The sequence below is a fragment of the Bacillus niameyensis genome, assembly GCF_001375535.1.
Lineage (GTDB): Bacteria > Bacillota > Bacilli > Bacillales > Bacillaceae_C > Lederbergia > Lederbergia niameyensis.
Window position 1 is genome coordinate 714,363 of the sequence record NZ_LN831197.1, and the last position, 18,652, is coordinate 733,014.

15 protein-coding genes and 1 riboswitch are annotated in these 18,652 nt (G+C 36.4%); of the genes, 10 read left to right on the forward strand and 5 right to left on the reverse strand.

The window, feature by feature from the left end:
• Nucleotides 1-110: 110 nt before the first annotated feature.
• Nucleotides 111-292: riboswitch (cobalamin riboswitch) on the reverse strand.
• A 275-nt stretch (nucleotides 293-567) separates the two neighbouring features.
• Entirely contained in the window at nucleotides 568-1,830 is a 1,263-nt protein-coding gene (locus BN1243_RS03545) for an MFS transporter (RefSeq protein WP_062104876.1), read from the forward strand.
• 116 nt (nucleotides 1,831-1,946) lie between these two features.
• Here BN1243_RS03545 and BN1243_RS03550 read toward each other — a convergent pair whose 3' ends face one another.
• From BN1243_RS03550 to BN1243_RS03560, 3 genes are all read right to left on the reverse strand, one after another.
• The gene (locus BN1243_RS03550) at nucleotides 1,947-2,612 is read right to left on the reverse strand and encodes a hypothetical protein (protein WP_069201760.1); all 666 of its coding nucleotides are present in this window, start codon (nucleotides 2,610-2,612) and stop codon (nucleotides 1,947-1,949) included.
• 128 nt (nucleotides 2,613-2,740) lie between these two features.
• On the reverse strand, nucleotides 2,741-3,418 hold the full coding sequence (locus tag BN1243_RS03555) for an anti-sigma factor domain-containing protein (protein ID WP_230200095.1): 678 nt from the start codon (nucleotides 3,416-3,418) through the stop codon (nucleotides 2,741-2,743).
• Nucleotides 3,399-3,989, reverse strand: coding sequence for an RNA polymerase sigma factor (locus BN1243_RS03560; protein ID WP_062104879.1), 591 nt, complete (start codon nucleotides 3,987-3,989; stop codon nucleotides 3,399-3,401). The genes BN1243_RS03555 and BN1243_RS03560 overlap by 20 nt, the downstream gene beginning before the upstream one ends.
• A gap of 144 nt (nucleotides 3,990-4,133) precedes the next feature.
• Between BN1243_RS03560 and BN1243_RS03565 the strand changes: the two genes are divergently transcribed.
• The 4 genes from BN1243_RS03565 (at nucleotide 4,134) to BN1243_RS03580 (ending at nucleotide 7,927) form a co-directional block, all read left to right on the forward strand.
• The gene (locus BN1243_RS03565) at nucleotides 4,134-5,294 is read left to right on the forward strand and encodes a COG1470 family protein (RefSeq protein WP_062104880.1); all 1,161 of its coding nucleotides are present in this window, start codon (nucleotides 4,134-4,136) and stop codon (nucleotides 5,292-5,294) included.
• A gap of 1 nt (nucleotide 5,295) precedes the next feature.
• Nucleotides 5,296-6,246, forward strand: coding sequence for an ABC transporter ATP-binding protein (locus BN1243_RS03570; protein WP_062104881.1), 951 nt, complete (start codon nucleotides 5,296-5,298; stop codon nucleotides 6,244-6,246).
• Nucleotides 6,227-7,195, forward strand: a complete 969-nt coding sequence (locus BN1243_RS03575) for an ABC transporter permease (protein WP_326569862.1) — start codon at nucleotides 6,227-6,229, stop codon at nucleotides 7,193-7,195. Before BN1243_RS03570 ends, BN1243_RS03575 begins: the two co-directional genes overlap by 20 nt.
• Before the next feature lie 159 nt (nucleotides 7,196-7,354).
• Nucleotides 7,355-7,927: a uracil-DNA glycosylase gene (locus BN1243_RS03580; RefSeq protein WP_062104882.1), complete on the forward strand. Its 573-nt coding sequence runs from the start codon at nucleotides 7,355-7,357 to the stop codon at nucleotides 7,925-7,927.
• A 126-nt stretch (nucleotides 7,928-8,053) separates the two neighbouring features.
• Here the strand turns inward: BN1243_RS03580 and BN1243_RS03585 are convergent, their stop codons facing one another.
• Complete coding sequence (locus BN1243_RS03585) at nucleotides 8,054-10,099, reverse strand: catalase (protein ID WP_062104883.1); 2,046 nt, start codon at nucleotides 10,097-10,099, stop codon at nucleotides 8,054-8,056.
• A 361-nt stretch (nucleotides 10,100-10,460) separates the two neighbouring features.
• Between BN1243_RS03585 and BN1243_RS03590 the strand changes: the two genes are divergently transcribed.
• From BN1243_RS03590 to BN1243_RS03605, 4 genes are all read left to right on the forward strand, one after another.
• Entirely contained in the window at nucleotides 10,461-11,174 is a 714-nt protein-coding gene (locus BN1243_RS03590; protein WP_062104884.1) for a response regulator transcription factor, read from the forward strand.
• Nucleotides 11,171-12,523: a sensor histidine kinase gene (locus tag BN1243_RS03595; protein WP_062104885.1), complete on the forward strand. Its 1,353-nt coding sequence runs from the start codon at nucleotides 11,171-11,173 to the stop codon at nucleotides 12,521-12,523. Before BN1243_RS03590 ends, BN1243_RS03595 begins: the two co-directional genes overlap by 4 nt.
• 14 nt (nucleotides 12,524-12,537) lie before the next feature.
• Entirely contained in the window at nucleotides 12,538-13,062 is a 525-nt protein-coding gene (locus tag BN1243_RS03600; RefSeq protein ID WP_062104886.1) for a PepSY domain-containing protein, read from the forward strand.
• 99 nt (nucleotides 13,063-13,161) lie between these two features.
• Nucleotides 13,162-13,725, forward strand: coding sequence for a PepSY domain-containing protein (locus BN1243_RS03605; RefSeq protein ID WP_062104887.1), 564 nt, complete (start codon nucleotides 13,162-13,164; stop codon nucleotides 13,723-13,725).
• A 290-nt stretch (nucleotides 13,726-14,015) separates the two neighbouring features.
• On the opposite strand, the gene BN1243_RS03610 is transcribed toward BN1243_RS03605, so the two are convergent.
• Nucleotides 14,016-15,275, reverse strand: a complete 1,260-nt coding sequence (locus BN1243_RS03610) for an MFS transporter (protein ID WP_062104888.1) — start codon at nucleotides 15,273-15,275, stop codon at nucleotides 14,016-14,018.
• A 366-nt stretch (nucleotides 15,276-15,641) separates the two neighbouring features.
• On the opposite strand from BN1243_RS03610, the gene BN1243_RS03615 reads away from it, so the two are divergent.
• Nucleotides 15,642-18,482: a 2-oxoglutarate dehydrogenase E1 component gene (locus BN1243_RS03615; RefSeq protein WP_062104889.1), complete on the forward strand. Its 2,841-nt coding sequence runs from the start codon at nucleotides 15,642-15,644 to the stop codon at nucleotides 18,480-18,482.
• The last annotated feature ends 170 nt before the right edge of the window (nucleotides 18,483-18,652 follow it).

Genomic DNA, 18,652 nt, shown 5'->3' on the forward strand with positions numbered 1-18,652 from the left:
TTCCCATATTATAAAAATAAAAAAACCGCTCTAGGAAAGGAGCGGATCAAACGATAGAAAAAAATGACAATTTTTTCTATCGTTTCATCTCCTCAATCCCCGAAGAATTGAAACTCAGACAAGAAAGGGCAGGTCTCCTGACTTATGCATTTTCCTACTTGGGCCTTCCCGGTTATATTAATCAACCAGTGGCTTTTTCCGTTCGTACGCATTTACAGTTGCGGGGACAGTTCCGGATTTTCACCGGATTCCCTATTAAACCCAAAAGGGTACCTTCGCTTGTTGTTATTCAATATATAGTATCTAATTTTCAATACACATACAAAATGTTGTGTTGATATTGATCTTAACATGAGTGATAAAGATTGGCAATATCTAACTTTTTCTGTAGGAGAAAAACCCACATGATAAATAGTGTATAGAAAGGGAAGAAATCATTCAACAAAAAGATTCGAGATTTGCCATAAGTTTTTTAGAATTTGATTTTCTATCTTTTATTTTACTTCGCTTGCCATCGGGAGTATGATATTTAGGGGATCGAAGTAAAGGGGATGGAGGATTGGACTAATGGCCTGGGCATCTGGTTGGGTAAGCAAATGGAAATCATACTCAGACAATATTAGAAACATTTTTTACGGTAATATTTTGACCCAAATTGGATTGGGTGTCTTTATGGTTATTTATAATTTTTATATTCGCGAACTCGGGTTTCAGGATCAGATGAATGGACAAGTTATTTCGATGACTTCTTTAGCCACAGCTATTATTTTGATTCCTGCGGGGATATTAAGTGATCGAGCTGGCAGAAAGAAAATGATTTTATTTGGAATTCTATTGACAGGTTGTTCCTTATTTTTAAGAAGTGTCATTGAACCTCAAACCTTATTACTATCGGCAGCTTTTCTCACAGGACTTTTTCAAGCATTTATGCAAGTTTCGCTTATCCCATTGTTATCTGAAAACTCAAGGCCAGAAGAACGAGTCCGCTTATTTGCACTCCACTTTGGGATCATGACCGCTTCTAATGTTATTGGAAATTTACTCGGTGGGATTCTCACAGACACTTTTGGACTTTATTATTCATCGTTAGTAAGTATTCGGATTACATTATTAATCGGATCATTAATTTTCATAACAGGTTTTATTCCCATAATGAAAATTGTTGAGAATCGGGAAGCGACTACACATATTCAACAAACAAACGTGAATATGTTACGCACAATTAAACTTCAAAAATATAGTGTCAAAATGATCTTTTTATTTGCAGTAGCACAATTGTTCATTGGCTTTGGAGCAGGACTTGTCATACCATATTTAAATCTTTATTTTCAAGATCGCTTCGAAGCTTCAAACTCTTTAATAGGCTTGATTATTTCCCTCGGCCAAGCAGCAACTGCTGTTGCAATGTTCATTGGACCTATCGTAGTAAAGAGAATAGGGGAGGTAAGAGCGGTCGTTTTTCTCCAATTAGCTTCCTTGCCATTTTTGCTATTAACAGGGTTTACTAATAGTTTACTATTAGCGACGATTGGATTTTTATTTCGACAAGCTCTAATGAATGCTGGAAATCCGATTCAGATGTCCTTAATGATGTCAAAGGTAGATGATTCCGTAAAAGGATTTGCCAACTCAGTTAATCAAATGGTATTTAATTTGGGATGGGCGTTGATGGGACCAGTATCAATGGGGATCGTCACCAATAACGGGGCTTACAAAGGGTATGCACTTGTCTTTTCAATAACATGTGTTCTCTACTTAGTTGGTTCAACCTATTTTTTTATTGCTTTTAAATCAATCGAGAAAAATGAAAAGAAAATGGTAACTTCATAGAATTCTAAATAAATGGGGGTATACCGCAAAAAAAGAGCTAGTGCAATACCGCAATACATAGCGAAAGGCCCAGAAAATTTACTATCAGCAAAATTTTCTGGGCTTCTAGTTTTGATTTAATCATAAATATTCAGAACTTCAATTAATTCTAATATATCCTCATCATCACCTGGGTCAATGGACACTAGCTTTGTATTTTCAATAAGCTCTGTATACAACTCTTCACCTGCAGGGGACTCGGAATCCCAGCGCAAAGGCACGTTATACACATTAACCGTCCCATCTCCATTACTACTATAAGTTACTGACCCATCTACTAAGCGCGAACCAGCTAATTGGATAACATTTTCCGGATAGTTAGCACTGGTAGCGTCATTAGGATTTAGTTGTTCGCCGGCTGAAATATGCCTAACATTCAATTCATCTAACTCTTGATTTGGCCCAAGTTGCAGCCAAACTCGAGCGTATTCAATTTCTTCACTAGAATATTCGGATAACTCCTCTTTACTTTCCTTATCATCTCCAATTAAACTACTATTTTCATTCGTGGTTTGGTCAGTCTCAGCATTCGAATCTTTTTTATTGTCCTCTTGTTTTGTATTTTCGTGCATTTGGGTGGAATTTGAATCGTCACCGTTAGATGAATCAATTTGTTTAGGGATGCCCTTCTCCTGCGATTGATTATTAGCAGTTGAATCAGAAACTTCTTTGGACGAATCACAAGCAGAAAATACGACTAACAAACAGGCGAATAAAGAAGCAACAATAAAAAATCTCTTCACTATTACAACTCCAATCTTTTTAAAGCGTGATACTCTATCATTCTAACATATCAAAATTAACGTTATCGAAAAAATTTTTATTATTTTGGCAGTCAGTTTATTTTTATAACACCTTAAAAGATCTCCTATTATTTTGCGATTAATTTAATCAAATAAGAATGTTCCTCTGTCGGGGAACTACTTCCACCTTTTGGTTCTATACTCATTAAAATATAATCAACACGTTCTACCGGTTGTTTCTTTAAGTATATTTGACCTTTACCATTTTCAAGAGTCAAAATCCCGACATCTTGAAATCCATTATGCGTTTTTATCCATGCTTGATAATCCTTATTCACGATTGGTAAAAGACCATCAACCGTTAAATAAAATTCTTCAGTACGATTATTAACCATGACATACCCACTTGTATGAATGTTGGGCGACGAGACGATTTCGTATACAGAAGTATCTTCCTCATGCATAGCTAACTCTGGATTTACGTCCACGTTTTGGAAGAACGTAAGCGATAAGGCTAACACTACTATCGCTACTCCCATCAATTTCCACGCCAAAGAGGGTGCGAATATCCTTTTTTTGCGAAGTGACTTTTTATAGTTTTTCATAACACGCGCTTTTAATATTGAGGATGGTTGTATCGAGATTTCCTCTGGCATGGTCTTTCTCCAATCCAAATATTGAGATCGGCAATGATCACAGTTCTCAATACATTCACGAATATTTGTCGCTTGTTGAATATCTAATTTACCTAAAATAAGATCAATCATTACCTCATCCGTCCAGTGGTTACACGTCATTTTTTTCATCCCCTTTTAAAAAATTGAGGCTTTTAGATCGAACAAGCTGTTTCCGTAAGTTTTTCAATCCGTAGCGAACAAGAGATTTAACAGTACCAAGTGGAAGCTTCAGTCGTTCAGCAATCTCTCTATGCGTAAAATTCTCGTAGAAATTTCCATAAACAGCTGTTCGCTGGGAATCAGGCAATTTTTTTAAAGCTTTAACTATAAGCTGGCGATCTAGATGAAGCATCACAGTTTCTTCAATTAAATTTTGAGAAGTAGAATAAGATTGTTCATGATCTTCATCTGTTGGGATTTCTTTTTTCTTTCTCAAAAGATCTACACATCTGCTCCTCGTTCGAATAGCGAGCCAAGATTCAACACTACCTCTTTCTGGGTTGTAAGTTGCAGCCTTTTTACTGATTTCTAAAAAAATATCGTGGGTAATATCTTCAGCTTCCTGCTTATCTTTTAAAATATTTATAGCAATCGAATAAACAAAAGCATGATAATGGTCGTAAAACATTTCAAATGCCTCAACAGAACTGGCTGCAATTCCTTCCAACAGACTTTTTCCGTCTATTAAATCATTCTCCACGTTGCCACCACCTTTAAGATAATATTACTTTTATTTTACAAAATCTATTTATTTTGAAAACCCTAAAAAATTATAAAAAAAAATAAATCCAAAATGAATTTACCTGCGTATCGATTATAAAAGCAAAAAATTGGGGGGAACATTATGTTCAAAAAGATTACGAGTTTCATTTGCTTATTTGGTTTGTTTATATTCTTTTCCACTCCGTTAGCTTCTGTGAAGGCAGCAGACGGGATTGAGCTTTTTACACCATACAGCGGTATTTCAGTCACACCTGGAGAAACAATTCATTATACTTTTAATTTACTAAATCATACTTCTAACGTTCAACAAGTTGGGATTTCTTTGAACGACATTCCTAAGGAGTGGAACTATTCGATTACTTCAGGGGGATTTGATCTCCAAGAATTATCCGTAATGCCAGGGGAGACAGGTGAATTCACTGTTGAACTGACTGTACCACTACAGGTTGATAAAGGAACTCATCGATTTAAAGCTGTTGCAACAACTACCAATGACCAAAAAACAGAACTTCCCATTTCTATCATTGTCAGTGAGAAGGGAACATTTAAAACAGAACTTACAACCGACCAACCAAATTTAGAAGGCCATTCTGATTCGTCATTTGATTATAAAGCTGAACTTAGAAATCGTACGGCTGAGGAACAAACTTATGCTTTAATGGCTTCAGCACCAAATGGCTGGATTGTTGATTTTAAAGTTGATGGAAACAGCGTCTCTTCTGTAACTGTAGAATCCAACACTACAAAGGAAATAAATGTTAGTGTTACTCCTGCAAAAGAAGTTAAAGCTGATACTTATAAAATACCAATTAGAGCGGTAAATGATCATACAGATGCAGAACTTCAATTTGAAGCAGTTATTACAGGAACATACGGGATTGAATTAACAACTCCGAGTGGGAAATTAAGTGAGGAGATCACAGCAGGGCAAGAAAAAACAATCGATATAGTTGTAAGAAATACAGGAACATCTTCTTTAAATGATATTTCACTAACTGCTAACCACCCTGAAGGATGGAATGTAACGTTTGAACCAACGAAAATTGCTGAACTTGAGCCGAACCAATCTGAAACGATTAAAGTAAGGATGGAAGCTAGCAAAAATGCCCTTTCGGGAGATTATGTCGTGGAATTAAAGGCAAGTGCACCTGAAGCAAGTTCCAATCCACAATTTAGAATGACTGTCAAAACATCGGTGTTTTGGGGATGGATTGGAGTCTTGATCATCATCGGAGTAATCGGGGGGATTTTTTATCTTATCCGCAAATATGGGAGGAGATAAAATGGAAAGGATAATCAAAATTGAAGGTTTAACGAAAAAATATGATGAGAAGATTGCTGTTGATCAATTAAATCTTTCAATTAATAGAGGAGAAGTATTTGGATTGCTGGGACCAAATGGTGCCGGAAAATCGACAACAATATTAATGATGCTAGGACTTTCTGAACCAGACAGTGGAATTGTGTGTGTTGCAGGATATGATTCTACGAAAGAGCCGTTAAAAGTAAAAAGAAGTGTAGGGTATCTTCCTGATCAGGTTGGATTTTACGAAAACCGAACAGGGATGGAAAATCTTCTCTTGACAGCTTCCCTAAACGGAATTTCTCGTAAAGAAGGAGAGAAGAAGGCTAGAGAGTTATTAGAACAAGTAGGACTAACATATGCTGCTCATCAAAAAACAGGTACTTATTCTAGGGGAATGAAGCAGCGACTTGGTCTAGCAGATGTTTTAATTAAAGAACCCGAAATTATAATTTTAGATGAGCCAACACTTGGAATTGATCCAAAGGGGGTTCATGAGTTACTGCGGCTCATCAGGCTTTTAAGTAAAGACTACGGAATAACGGTCATGTTATCATCTCACCATCTACATCAAGTCCAGCAAATATGTGACCGTGTCGGTCTCTTCGTTAATGGCAAACTTTTAGCGGAAGGAACAGTAGAATCTTTGGCAAAACAATTGTTTGGGGAAGAAGGGCGGATCATTAAAGCGGAATTTTCGCCTTTCTCAGAATCGATTTTAAACAAAATTCGTGAATTAAAAGATGTTCAAAAAATCCAAGTATCAGATCAAGAGTTAACCATTTGGATTAAAGAGATTACTGCATTACAGTGCATTGTCGACACGATTGTGGCAAACGGTTCCCATTTGACAGCGTTAACACAAGAAAAAGTAGGGTTAGATGAAATTTATCAACGGTATTTTGAAGGAGGTGGAATTGTTGAAAATTAGTCAATCCTTAAAAAGGTGGACGTCAAAAGAATCTAGAACAGTTCAAAATTCCTTTTGGATATTAGTTCAAAAAGAAGTTTCTGATCATATATCCAGTTGGCGTGTCAATATTATAGTTTTGTTGCTAACATTAACTTGTTTAGGATCTCTTTATACTGCATTGTCGGGATTAAAAGATGTAGCTGTTGACATCAAAACAGAAGATGCATTCTTATTTTTAAAGTTGTTTACAATATCTGACGGTACGATTCCACCCTTTTTTGTATTTGTCAGTTTTATTGGTCCACTTCTCGGAATAGCATTAGGGTTTGATGCGGTAAACTCGGAATTTAATAAGGGGACATTAAGCCGGCTTGTTTCACAACCTATTCCACGTGATTATATTATCAATGCTAAATTTGCAGCCTCGATGTTAATCATTAGCGTTTTGCTATTCGCTCTCGGTTTTCTAGTCGCTGCACTCGGGATCATTACAACTGGTATTCCGCCAACACCACAAGAGTTTTGGCGAGTTATTGCCTTTCTCATTTTAAGTATCCTTTATATTGGCTTCTGGCTCAATTTATCGATTCTTTTTTCAATTCGCTTCAAACAAACTGCAACATCAGCTTTAAGTAGCATAGCGATATGGATATTTTTTAGTGTCTTTTATTCAATGATAATCAATATAATCGCCAAGTCTTCACAGAGTGAAGTGTTTATTCAAAACATAATGAGACTTTCACCCAGTCAATTGTACAGTGAAGCAACTATGACTCTGCTTACTCCTACAATCCGAGCTTTAGGTCCTTTAACTATGGAGCAAGTCGTTGGTGCCATTCCTAGTGCTTTACCTTTAAGCCAAAGCCTGTTATTAATAACACCGCAGTTAATTGGTTTAATTGCTGCGACAATCGCTTGCTTTGGCATTTCATACGCTTTATTTATGAGAAAAGAGATCAGACACTAAAGAACATGGGGCTGTCCGGCCCCTATTTTGCTTTTTAAAACAAGAGTGATGATTTTTTCAGAAAGTAATAGCTTCCATGTTTTGCAAATACTCTTCCATCAAAATTATCAACTTTTTGGGCATAATAATTTTTAATATGAATAAACGGAGTTGTTCATCATGCATGATTTTTGTCCGAAAATTTGGCAGGAGGATCCTGCCCCAGAAACTGAAAGAAATTGTCAAGATTGTGGTCTTTATAAGCATGGATCAAGAGTAATTTGGGGTGAGGGTAATCCAAAAGCTCCGATTTTAGTCATCCTTGATAATCCTGGAGCTCGGGAAGACCGTGATGGCAACACGATCATTTGCGGAACTAGGCAAACATTACAAAGAGCAATAAATCAAGTAGGATTAACTCAAGAAGATATTTATGTATCTTATATTTTAAAAAGAAGACCTGTACGCGCTTACGACAAAGACAAAACGAGGAATATATGTATACATCATTTATATGACCAAATGCATGAGCAAAATCCTCGACTAATTCTATGTCTTGGAAACGTTGCGGTTCAGTCCTTTTTTCAAGACAAAAATGTAGATGTTAAGTATTTACGCGGCGCTTGGCATATGATTAGTGGAAAGAAAGTAACTGTAGCTTATCACCCGTTAGCTGTAAGACGAAGACCCAATTTATGGGAGTCTTTTTTAGAAGACTGGCAGTTAGTTTCGGATTTGTATAACAAATTATAGGGTGCGACCAGAATGCTGAATTATAGCCTCACGTGATTTATGTTCTGCTAATTAGAACGATTATAAAAATAAATAAAGCTCAGATGACACATACTGAGCTCAACAAAAGTTCTGTTTTTCTCATATTTATAATTGTCTTTGCCAATGGCGATGCCCCGCGATTGCTTTGACAAACTCAGTAACAAACCGTTGCGGTTCATTATCCAAAACTACACCTTTACCTTGACCCATTTCATCTGTCTCCAACCATTTTTTTCCTTCATGGGTTGCACCTATTGGTTTATAATGAGAAAATGCCTCGTAAACAAATAACCCTGCATCCTTATTAAACCTTTTATTTACACTACTTCCTCTTACAATATAAACAGCATCAAATAAAACAGAATGAGTCGTCAGAAAAGTATGGTCAACCTTAAGTTGAGTGCCGTCAGATCCTTTGATTGTACCAAGATTTTCACTAATGACTTCAGGTTGCACTCCTGTTTTCTTTAAGGAATCGAGGATAAACCTTATATCTGGTCCATTAAAACCATTTGTAATAATTACAGCTACCTTACGGGTATCCGGTTTTTTCTTTGTATTTTCCTGACTGAGTGCAGGAGATGACTTTGTAATGTTAGATCCTCCACTTTTAGGAGATATTGCCCCAATCGATTTTGCAAATGTTTTTGCTAGCTCTAAACTAACATTCGCAAACATATCAACAATTTGCTGTTTTACTGATTGGCTTTTCACTTTACCTAATTCGAAACTGAAAGCCTCAATAATATGCTTTTTCTCAGCTTTACTCATACTATTCCAAAAAAGAGTAGCCTGAGAAAAATGATCTTTAAAGCTCTCACTTCTCGCACGGATTTTTTTGCCTTCCACTTTTTCTTGATAATGAACATATCCTCCTTCTGCCACGCTTGCGGGTCTCGGGGTATTTCCAGCCAAAGAGTTTTTATGATAACTTACTTTTCCGACGTTAATAGTCTGCCTGTGATAGCCGTCTCTTTGATTGTTATGAAAAGGGCATATTGGACGGTTGATCGGTATTTCATGAAAGTTTGGTCCTCCTAAACGAATAAGTTGCGTGTCCGTATACGAAAATAGTCTTCCTTGTAGAAGTGGGTCATTTGTAAAGTCAATTCCTGGAACTACATGACCGGGATGGAAGGCAACTTGCTCCGTTTCAGCAAAAACATTGTCGACATTTCGATTTAACGTCAACTTTCCAATGAGGGTTACAGGGACTACTTCCTCAGGCCAAAGTTTCGTAGCATCTAAAATATCAAAATCATATTTAAATTCATCTTCGTCATCGATTATTTGGACACCTAATTCAAACTCTGGGTAATTTCCCTTTTCTATGTTTTCCCATAAATCTCGACGGTGAAAATCAGGATCTTTTCCTGATATTTTTTGCGCCTCATCCCATACGAGTGAGTGAACCCCCAACGCAGGTTTCCAATGAAATTTTACAAAATAGGCCCTGCCTGCACTATTTACAAAGCGGAATGTATTTACACCAAATCCTTCCATCATTCGAAAACTTCTCGGTATGGCTCGATCTGACATAAGCCACATGGTCATATGTGCTGATTCCTGGTTATTGGCAACAAAATCCCAATACGTATCATGGGCAGATGATGCTTGCGGCATTTCGTTATCCGGCTCAGGTTTAATCGCATGAACAATATCCGGAAACTTAATGCCATCCTGTATAAAAAAGACAGGCATATTATTAGCAACTAAATCAAAAACACCTTCTTCAGTATAAAACTTAGTAGCAAATCCTCTGACATCTCTCACCGTCTCGGCAGAACCACGGGAACCAACTACTGTCGAGAAACGGACAAAAACAGGAGTCGTCGCAGTTGGATTTTGTAAAAACTTTGCCATTGTATATTTTTGCATACTTTCATACACTTGGAATACCCCATGGGCAGCAAAGCCACGTGCATGGACAACCCTTTCTGGAATTCGCTCGTGATCAAAGTGCGTTACTTTTTCACGAAAATGAAAATCCTCCATTAAAGTCGGGCCACGCTCGCCCGCTTTTAAAGAAAATTCATCTTCGGCCATCTTAAGACCTTGATTTGTAGTTAACTTTTTTCCTTTATCATCGACTCTAAATAGATCCAATTGCTCATTTTTGCTGATTTCATTAATCTTCCGCTCATCACTCAATGTCGAACCCTCCTTTTCGTTAAATAATATGAAAATACGCATCATTTTATCCCACTCATAGGTTAAAGTGGCTTTTAAGAATGTTTTTTCAATATTATTACGATCTTAGAATACAGAAAATCACCTGACTCTTTTTCAGTTTAGGAAAGGTCGTGATAATTAACCCAAGTATATTTGGATACATATGGTAAAGTATATGAGTAAAGTGAAACTTTTAATTAGGAGAAGATCAACGACAAGTGTAGAAGGCAACACAAAATCATCGTCTACCAATGATATTAAATTGAAGGAATAAGCTCGTTCTCCATCAATTCTTGAAACGGTGGTATTATAGTAAGTAAATGCAAAGTGATAATCAACAATGGGGAAGATAACAGTGAAAACAAATAAAATTTTAATCATTGAGGATGAAGAAAAAATAGCACGCGTACTCGAACTAGAGCTTACGTTTGAAGGGTATGAAGCTCAGAAAGCATTGGACGGTTTGAGTGGATTACAAATGTTTCGTGAAGAAGATTGGGATCTCGTTTTACTTGATGTTATGCTGCCTGGATTAAGTGGTATAGAAGTATTACGCAGAATTCGAACTAATGATGAAAACACTCCAGTCATTTTATTAACTGCAAAAGCCTCTGTTGAAGATAAAGTATCCGGGCTTGATTTAGGGGCCAACGACTATATAACGAAACCATTTCAGATTGAAGAACTACTGGCAAGAATCCGTGCTGCATTAAGGTTGACGAAGCATCAAGTAAAACCGCCTATTGATGAAAACTGGCTCCAAGTTGGAGAATTAAAGCTAAATGAAACAACTAGAGAGGTTTACAGAAAAGAAAACTCAATTGATTTAACTCCGAGAGAATTTGATCTACTAGCCTATATGCTCAAAAATGTCAAAATTGTACTTAATAGAGAACAAATATTGAATGAAGTATGGGGCTATGATTATTTTGGTGACACAAATGTTGTAGATGTTTATATTCGCTACTTACGTAATAAAATTGATAAACCATACGATTATTCACTCATTCACACAGTTCGTGGCGTAGGCTATGTGCTAAAGGATATGCCATGAAGCTAAGAAGTAAAATCAACTTTTATACAACTGTTCTATTTATTGGTTTATTAGTTCTAATTAATAGTGCTGTATACTTTTCTTTTAGCCATATGATTTTAAAAGGCGAGTTGGAGAAGACTACACTTCAAGCTATGAATATTGTAAAAGGAATGAATCGAGCCAACGAAAACATTACTGCAAGCGAAGTGCTTCGAGCCTACGCACCAGTCAACAGTATGATCCGGATTGTTAAGGAAGATAATACCTTCGAATCTGGTATTACGGCTCCTGAACAAGATCAATTGATTGATTTGCCAGTCGTCTACTATGGATATGAACAACATAACGTCGTTAAACACGACAATACTCTATATGCTTTTATCTCCATTCCAATTATTTGGGGACCAACAGGTGAAGTTGCTGAAATGCAGCTGACAGAAAATTACTCCACAACAAAAAATATATTAGAAATTTTAAAATTAGTTTTGGTCGCTGTAACGCTTCTAGCAGCAATTCCTGCTTTTTTATCATCTCGTTTTCTCGGCAACTTTATTACCCGACCTATTTCTACAATGATTTTAACTATGCACGAGATTCAAGAAAGTGGGAATTACAAACGGATCGAATTACCGAAACAATCGAACGATGAACTATATCAAATGGGAAAAACGTTTAATGAAATGATGAAAAGACTTAAGCAGAATTATGAAAGACAAGAAGAATTTGTTTCCAATGCATCTCATGAATTAAAAACTCCTCTAACTGTAATTGAATCATACAGTAGTCTATTAAAGCGCCATGGCAAAGAGCGACCTGAAGTGTTTGATGAATCGGTAGAAGCTATTCACTCAGAAGCGATCAGAATGAAAGAACTGACTGAACAATTACTCATGCTTGCTAAACAAGGAGAAAAATGGAATGTCGAAATTACTAAAGTATCTCTTGAAGCAGTGACACGCGAATCAGTTCGATCTTTTCAAACAGCATTTAAGCGTAAAATAAATCTCGACATAGAAGAACTCGTATTTGTCCAGGCCGATTTTCAAAAATTAAAACAAATATTATACATTTTGTTGGATAATGCTTTCAAATATAGCGAAGAAGAAATTCGAGTAAATGTGACCAAAATAGATAGTAAAGGGATCATCGAAATCATTGACTCTGGAATCGGCATCCCTGCCACGGAAATATCCAATATATTTGATCGTTTTTATCGGGTAGACAAAGCAAGATCAAGGGTAACAGGAGGTTTCGGTCTTGGATTGCCATTAGCAATGGAAATAGCAGATGCTATGGGGACCGAGCTTAATGTTGAAAGTACAGAAGGCCGGGGTACAAAAGTAAAAATTATACTGAATGTTAGCTGAATGGAGTGCAAAAAATGAGGGGAAAGGGACTAAGAAAATCAGTCTTGATCATTGTCATTGTAATCGTACTGTCGATTATTACATGGCAATTACTTCAACATCAAACTTCTGCGGAACCTTTGAATGAAGAGGCTGTAAAAAAAATAGTCAATGATCTTTATCAAGGTGAAATCCAGGAAGTTAATCTTAAAGAACAAGTTTATAACGTATCGATCAAAACCGAAACTGGAAGCTATGATATTATGATTGACCGTAATTCTAGTAAGATACTCAATATTCTTCAAACCCAGGTCGTAGAATTAAAGAATAAAGATCCTCTAAAAGAAAAAGGCACGGCACATACGATTATTACAAAAGAAGAAGCAAGAACCATCGCTTTAGAAAAGGTGAAGGGAAATGTAGAGGATATTGACTTTGAAGAAGAGGATGATGGTCCGAGTTATTATACAGTCGAAGTTGAACGAACTGATGGTATGGAAGCTACTATTCAAATTAATGCAATTACAGGAGAAATCATTACGATATCTTGGGACGAGTGAATATCGTCTTACTATTTTCTCATCAAATTCTCATTTAATTATCTAAGTCTCCTCATTTTGTTTCGATATGATAGAAGACAAATGAAGGAGGTAATTCACATGAAAAAAAAGCTAATCATTACAGGTATAACAGCAGCACTATTGTTTGGAGGGGCTATGGGAGTAGGAGCAATGTCTAACTCCACACCTGACACTAAACCAAGCAAAGTAGAAAAATCCGAGTTAATCTCTGCTGAAAAAGCAATTGAAATTGCAATTAATGAAACTGGCGGTACATTCAAAAACATCGAGTTAGATGAAGAAGATGGACGTCTAATTTATGAAACAGAAGTAGAGAAAGAGGGCTTTGAGGACATCGACTTAGACATAGATGCCAAAACTGGTGAAATTATTAAAGTAGATTATGACAAATATGATGATGATTATGTAAAATTTGACAATCACAAAACATACTCCAAAAAACATGTTAATATTTCATTAGAAGATGCTATCACTATTGCAACAAAAGATACACCAGGAAAAGTCGTGGATGCAGAATTTGGATCTGAAGGGTATTACTATGATGTTGAAATATATAGTGACAAAAATACTGAGGTTGAAATAAAGGTTCATGCTTATAGTGGTAAAATTATAAAAAAAGAAATAGAACATCAAGACGATTAATAACAATCACGAATCTACTTTAAATTCACCCAACAAAAAAGCGACTCTAAATTCAATTTAGGAATTTAGAGTCGCTTTTTATGTTGTGAGCTATTCATTAATTCATTTTAAAGTTCTTTTAAACGTTACGATGCTTTTCAAGTCTAATAAACCCGTGAAGTATGCACATTATATCCGCACTGCCTAAAAAGCTCCCAGTTTTAAAATTGCTTTCATTATTATTATGAGAACTCTTAGAGGGAGAATAAGAACTGATTCTACTTTATGGGGACGGAGCAACAGTCTAGTACTTATTCTAAAACAGGCTGAATTTTCGGGACTTGCTTTTCTTCCTCGGGCTTGATTGCTTTGAAAGCGAGCCATGCAGCAATAACACTTAAAACTCCTAAAAGTATAACCATATCTAAAATTTCCCCCTTCATCAAAAGTGCAATAACGGGAGGACCGGCTGCAACACCAAGAAATCGCATGGAACTAAAGATAGATGTAATCGTTCCTCGCATTTCTTTTTCAATACTTTGAGTTAATATCGAATCCAAACAAGGAAGTGCTGCTCCTATTCCAATTCCACAAACAAGAAACACAGCAATTAAATAAATGAATTTATCAGAAAAGACGGTTGCACCAACAGAAATACCAGTAAGCAGAATGCCACCGAATGTAATCCATTTCATCCTTTTTAAACTATCTTTAATTATTTTCCCAGAAGTAAAAGAAGCAACACATAAAGCTGCGAGGGGAATCGCCAGTAAGAATCCCTTTTTTACACCATCATACTTGTATTTGTCTTCTAAAATGGAGGATAAATAAAAAAGTAAGCCAAAAAGAATAAACATGAGAATGGCTCCAATGATAAAAACTGCTACAAGCCACTTCCAATGTTGTCTAAAAATCTCTTTTGTATTCTTACTAAACCTTCCAAATGATAATTCATGGTCATCGCCTTTGGGCTTTTTTACAAAGAACACTATAAGCAACAAGGAAATTAGCCCCAGAATAGGGATGGCAAAAAAGGGCAGAAACCAAACTATTCCGGCTATTAACGAACCGAGAATAGGGCTTAACACTTTTCCGAATGTATTTGCTGTCTCAATTATTCCTAATGATGCGCTTGTTTCTTCCTCCTCTTTGCAAATATCTCCAACTAGTGGCAATACAATTGGAAATGCCCCTGAGGCACCTACACCTTGTAACACCCTTCCTACAATAACCCATGTAAACGCAGAATCAAGTTGCCATGAAGCCCATCCAGCTATTATTCCCCCAACTCCTGTTAAAATCAATGAAGGGATAATAACGATTTTTCTACCAAATTTATCGGAAAGAAAACCAGCAATTGGAATTAGGAATATTGATACAATTGAATAAACTGTAATTATTAAACTTGATTGAAATTTGGAAATATGTAGTTCCTTTTCCATTAATGGTAAAATTGGAATTAACATTGAATTACCAAGTGTAATGATAATCGGAATGGAGGCAATTGAAGCAATAGCCATCTTCTTACCTGGAGTTTCTTGCTCAGATTTTAATTCAAACTTTTGTTCCATGGCGATTTCCTTTCGTGCATAGTACCTATAATATTAGTCATTAAAGATTTTTTATCCTACGCGCTATGTTAAGAATTTTTTGTAAAGAATGGATTAATTTTTGTAAAGAAAGAATTTTTTCCAAAAACAATAAACAAAATCATTGATTTTTTGCACATTCATAGTAAGATTGATATGGTTGAACTCGATATTTTTGTCTTAGAAAAATCCGACTAATTTTGCAAACATCAACCATAAAAAGACATTTGGTCTTTATATTGTCGGAATACAGTGATAAAATAGTGTTTGATAGCGTTTTTATTAAATTGATTTTTTGCTTAACTATTTCAAAATTACTATGGTTGTAATGGTGGAGGCGTATTACAAATGAGTAAACAGGCTTCATATTATGGATCGCCCTGGGAAAACTTCACGGGTCCGAATCTTGGTTATGTCATTGAAGTTTATGAGCATTATCTAAATGATCCTGATAGTATTGATCAGGAATTAAGACACCTTTTTGATCAATGGGGAGCTCCTCAAGGGTCGCTTAGCGAAGAATCAACAAAAGGACAAGCTGATATTTCATTCCAACTTCCTTCTAAACCAGACATGTATAGCAAGGTTGTTGCAGCAGTTAAACTTGCTGATAATATTCGTACATACGGGCATCTTGCTGCCGATATTAGACCTTTTAATTTAAGCAAATCAAGCGTTAGAAGAATTGAACCATCTGAATTTAATTTATCGGATGAAGATCTGAAAAATATTCCAGCATCATTTATTTCTCCTAATGCACCATCTAATCTAAAAGACGGGTTAGAAGCCATTGCTCACTTAAAAAAGGTATATACTAAGCGTTTGGCATTTGAGTACCATCAAGTTCATGAATTAGATGAAAAGAATTGGCTTCAAGAACAAATAGAGTCCGAAAGTTTTTATCCTTCTTTAACTAAGGAGGAAAAGGTTAATTTATTGAAACGCCTAGCCGAAGTTGAAGGTTTTGAATCATTTATTCACAGGACCTTTGTCGGTCAAAAAAGGTTTTCGATCGAGGGGCTTGACACACTTGTACCACTTATGGACAGCATTATTAGTTCAACAGTAAAAACTGGAACAAGAACGATTAACATTGGGATGGCCCACCGTGGTAGATTGAACGTTTTGGCCCATATTCTAGAAAAACCATATAGCCTAATCTTTTCAGAATTTCAACATGCTCCTAATAAGGACTTAATCCCATCTGAAGGTTCGATTGGAATTACTTACGGTTGGACTGGAGATGTTAAATATCACCTTGGAGCGGATAGAAGATTAAAGCGTGGCAATACTGCTTCGACAAGAATAACTTTAGCAAATAACCCGAGCCATTTAGAAGTCGTTGGTCCTGTAGTAGATGGCTATACTCGAGCTGCACAAGAAAATCGAGAAAAAGCAGGGTATCCGGACCAAGATATGGCAAGTGCATTAGCCATTTCTGTACATGGGGATGCAGCTTTTCCTGGGGAAGGCATTGTACAGGAAACGCTTAATATGGGACGTTTAAATGGATACAATACTGGCGGAACTATTCATATTATTGCTAATAATATGATTGGCTTTACAACCGAAAGTTCGGATTCTAGATCCACACATTATGCGAGTGATGTCGCTAAAGGTTTTGAGATACCAATCGTTCATGTTAATGCTGATGACCCAGAAGCAGTTGTTGCAGCAGGTATTTTAGCTTATAAATATCGTGAGAAGTTTCATAAAGATTTTATGATTGATTTAATTGGCTATAGAAGGTACGGTCATAATGAAACAGACGAGCCAATGGTTACGAATCCATTAATGTATAACATTATTAAAAATCACCCTACCGTTAAACAAATCTATGCTCAGTTGCTTATAAATAAAGGTGTGATTGCTGAAAAAGAAGTTCAAGAAATCGATGAAAATATTTTTAAACAGCTCCAGTCAGAATATGATTTAGTAACAAAAAATAAAGAGGTTCGGGACTCAGCAATGAACCCACCTGAATATATCATGAAAGGCCATCAAAATGCTGAAACAAAAGTCTCAGCTGAAGAATTAAATATGATCAATACAGCCTTACTCGATTGGCCTGAACAATTTAATGTTCTTCAAAAATTAAGTCGAATTTTAAAAAGACGAGAAACAGCTTTCGAAGGTAACGGTAAAATCGACTGGGCTCACGCCGAATCTCTTGCCTTTGGTTCAATCTTAAGAGAGGGAACTCCAATCCGATTTACTGGACAAGATTCACAAAGGGGCACCTTTGCACAACGTCATCTAGTCCTACATGACGAAAAGACAGGTGAAGAGTTAGTCCCTATGCATCATATCCCAGATGTTAACGCTTCTTTCGTAGTGCATAACAGTCCGCTAACTGAAGCTGCAGTAGTTGGCTTTGAGTATGGGTACAATGTGTTTGCACCTGAAACTCTCGTCATTTGGGAAGCCCAATTCGGTGATTTTGCTAATATGGCTCAAGTATATTTTGATCAATTTATTTCCTCCGGAAGAGCAAAATGGGGGCAAAAATCAGGACTTGTTCTCCTACTACCACACGGATATGAAGGTCAAGGCCCAGAACATTCTAGTGGTAGAGTGGAAAGATTCCTACAAAGTGCTGCTGAAAACAATTGGACTGTTGCTAATTTATCTAGTGCCGCACAATATTTTCATCTTTTAAGAAGACAAGCAGCTTCTCTTGGAAAAGATGGGGTTAAACCTTTAGTGATCATGACGCCAAAATATTTACTAAGACATCCGCTAGCCTCTGCTGATCTAAAAGACCTTTCTGAAGGTGTTTTTCATCCAGTAGCCGAACAAAAAGGGTTAGGTGAAAACAAAGAAGCTGTTGAAAGAATCATTCTGTGCAGTGGTAAAATTGCGATTGATCTTGAGGAACACTTACAAAATGAAAAAGATACAGACTGGCTTCATATCCTAAGGGTTGAAGAATTATATCCATTCCCGAGTGAAGAAGTTAAAGATATATTAGTAAATTATCATAATCTAAAGGAACTTGTTTGGGTACAAGAGGAGCCGAAAAATATGGGCGGATGGACTCATGTTGATCCTTATTTACGAAAGCTTGCTCCTACTGGTGTTGAAGTAAAATATACAGGCCGTAGAAGACGATCAAGCCCATCAGAAGGAGATCCTACGATTCATAAAAAAGAGCAGAATCGTATTCTAATTGAAGCTTTTACAAAGTGATAAAATGGTAGAATGGCAAAAACACCTGTATATTGACTAACTAACAATAGAAGTTAATAGTTGGTTAGTTGGTATATGGCGGCCAGATAAAGAGGGACGAGACTTGTTCTTTGGAGCTATATCTTACTAAAAAAATTATTGAGTGGGTTTAATCAGAGGAGGACTACAAA

Coding starts and splice junctions, on each gene's coding strand:
- BN1243_RS03590 (WP_062104884.1), top strand. CDS start 10,461: ATGGGGAAGATAACAGTGAAAACAAATAAAATTTTAATCATTGAGGAT.
- BN1243_RS03600 (WP_062104886.1), top strand. CDS start 12,538: ATGAGGGGAAAGGGACTAAGAAAATCAGTCTTGATCATTGTCATTGTA.
- BN1243_RS03595 (WP_062104885.1), top strand. CDS start 11,171: ATGAAGCTAAGAAGTAAAATCAACTTTTATACAACTGTTCTATTTATT.
- BN1243_RS03610 (WP_062104888.1), bottom strand. CDS start 15,275: ATGGAACAAAAGTTTGAATTAAAATCTGAGCAAGAAACTCCAGGTAAG.
- BN1243_RS03555 (WP_230200095.1), bottom strand. CDS start 3,418: ATGAAAAAAATGACGTGTAACCACTGGACGGATGAGGTAATGATTGAT.
- BN1243_RS03605 (WP_062104887.1), top strand. CDS start 13,162: ATGAAAAAAAAGCTAATCATTACAGGTATAACAGCAGCACTATTGTTT.
- BN1243_RS03545 (WP_062104876.1), top strand. CDS start 568: ATGGCCTGGGCATCTGGTTGGGTAAGCAAATGGAAATCATACTCAGAC.
- BN1243_RS03565 (WP_062104880.1), top strand. CDS start 4,134: ATGTTCAAAAAGATTACGAGTTTCATTTGCTTATTTGGTTTGTTTATA.
- BN1243_RS03580 (WP_062104882.1), top strand. CDS start 7,355: ATGCATGATTTTTGTCCGAAAATTTGGCAGGAGGATCCTGCCCCAGAA.
- BN1243_RS03615 (WP_062104889.1), top strand. CDS start 15,642: ATGAGTAAACAGGCTTCATATTATGGATCGCCCTGGGAAAACTTCACG.
- BN1243_RS03570 (WP_062104881.1), top strand. CDS start 5,296: ATGGAAAGGATAATCAAAATTGAAGGTTTAACGAAAAAATATGATGAG.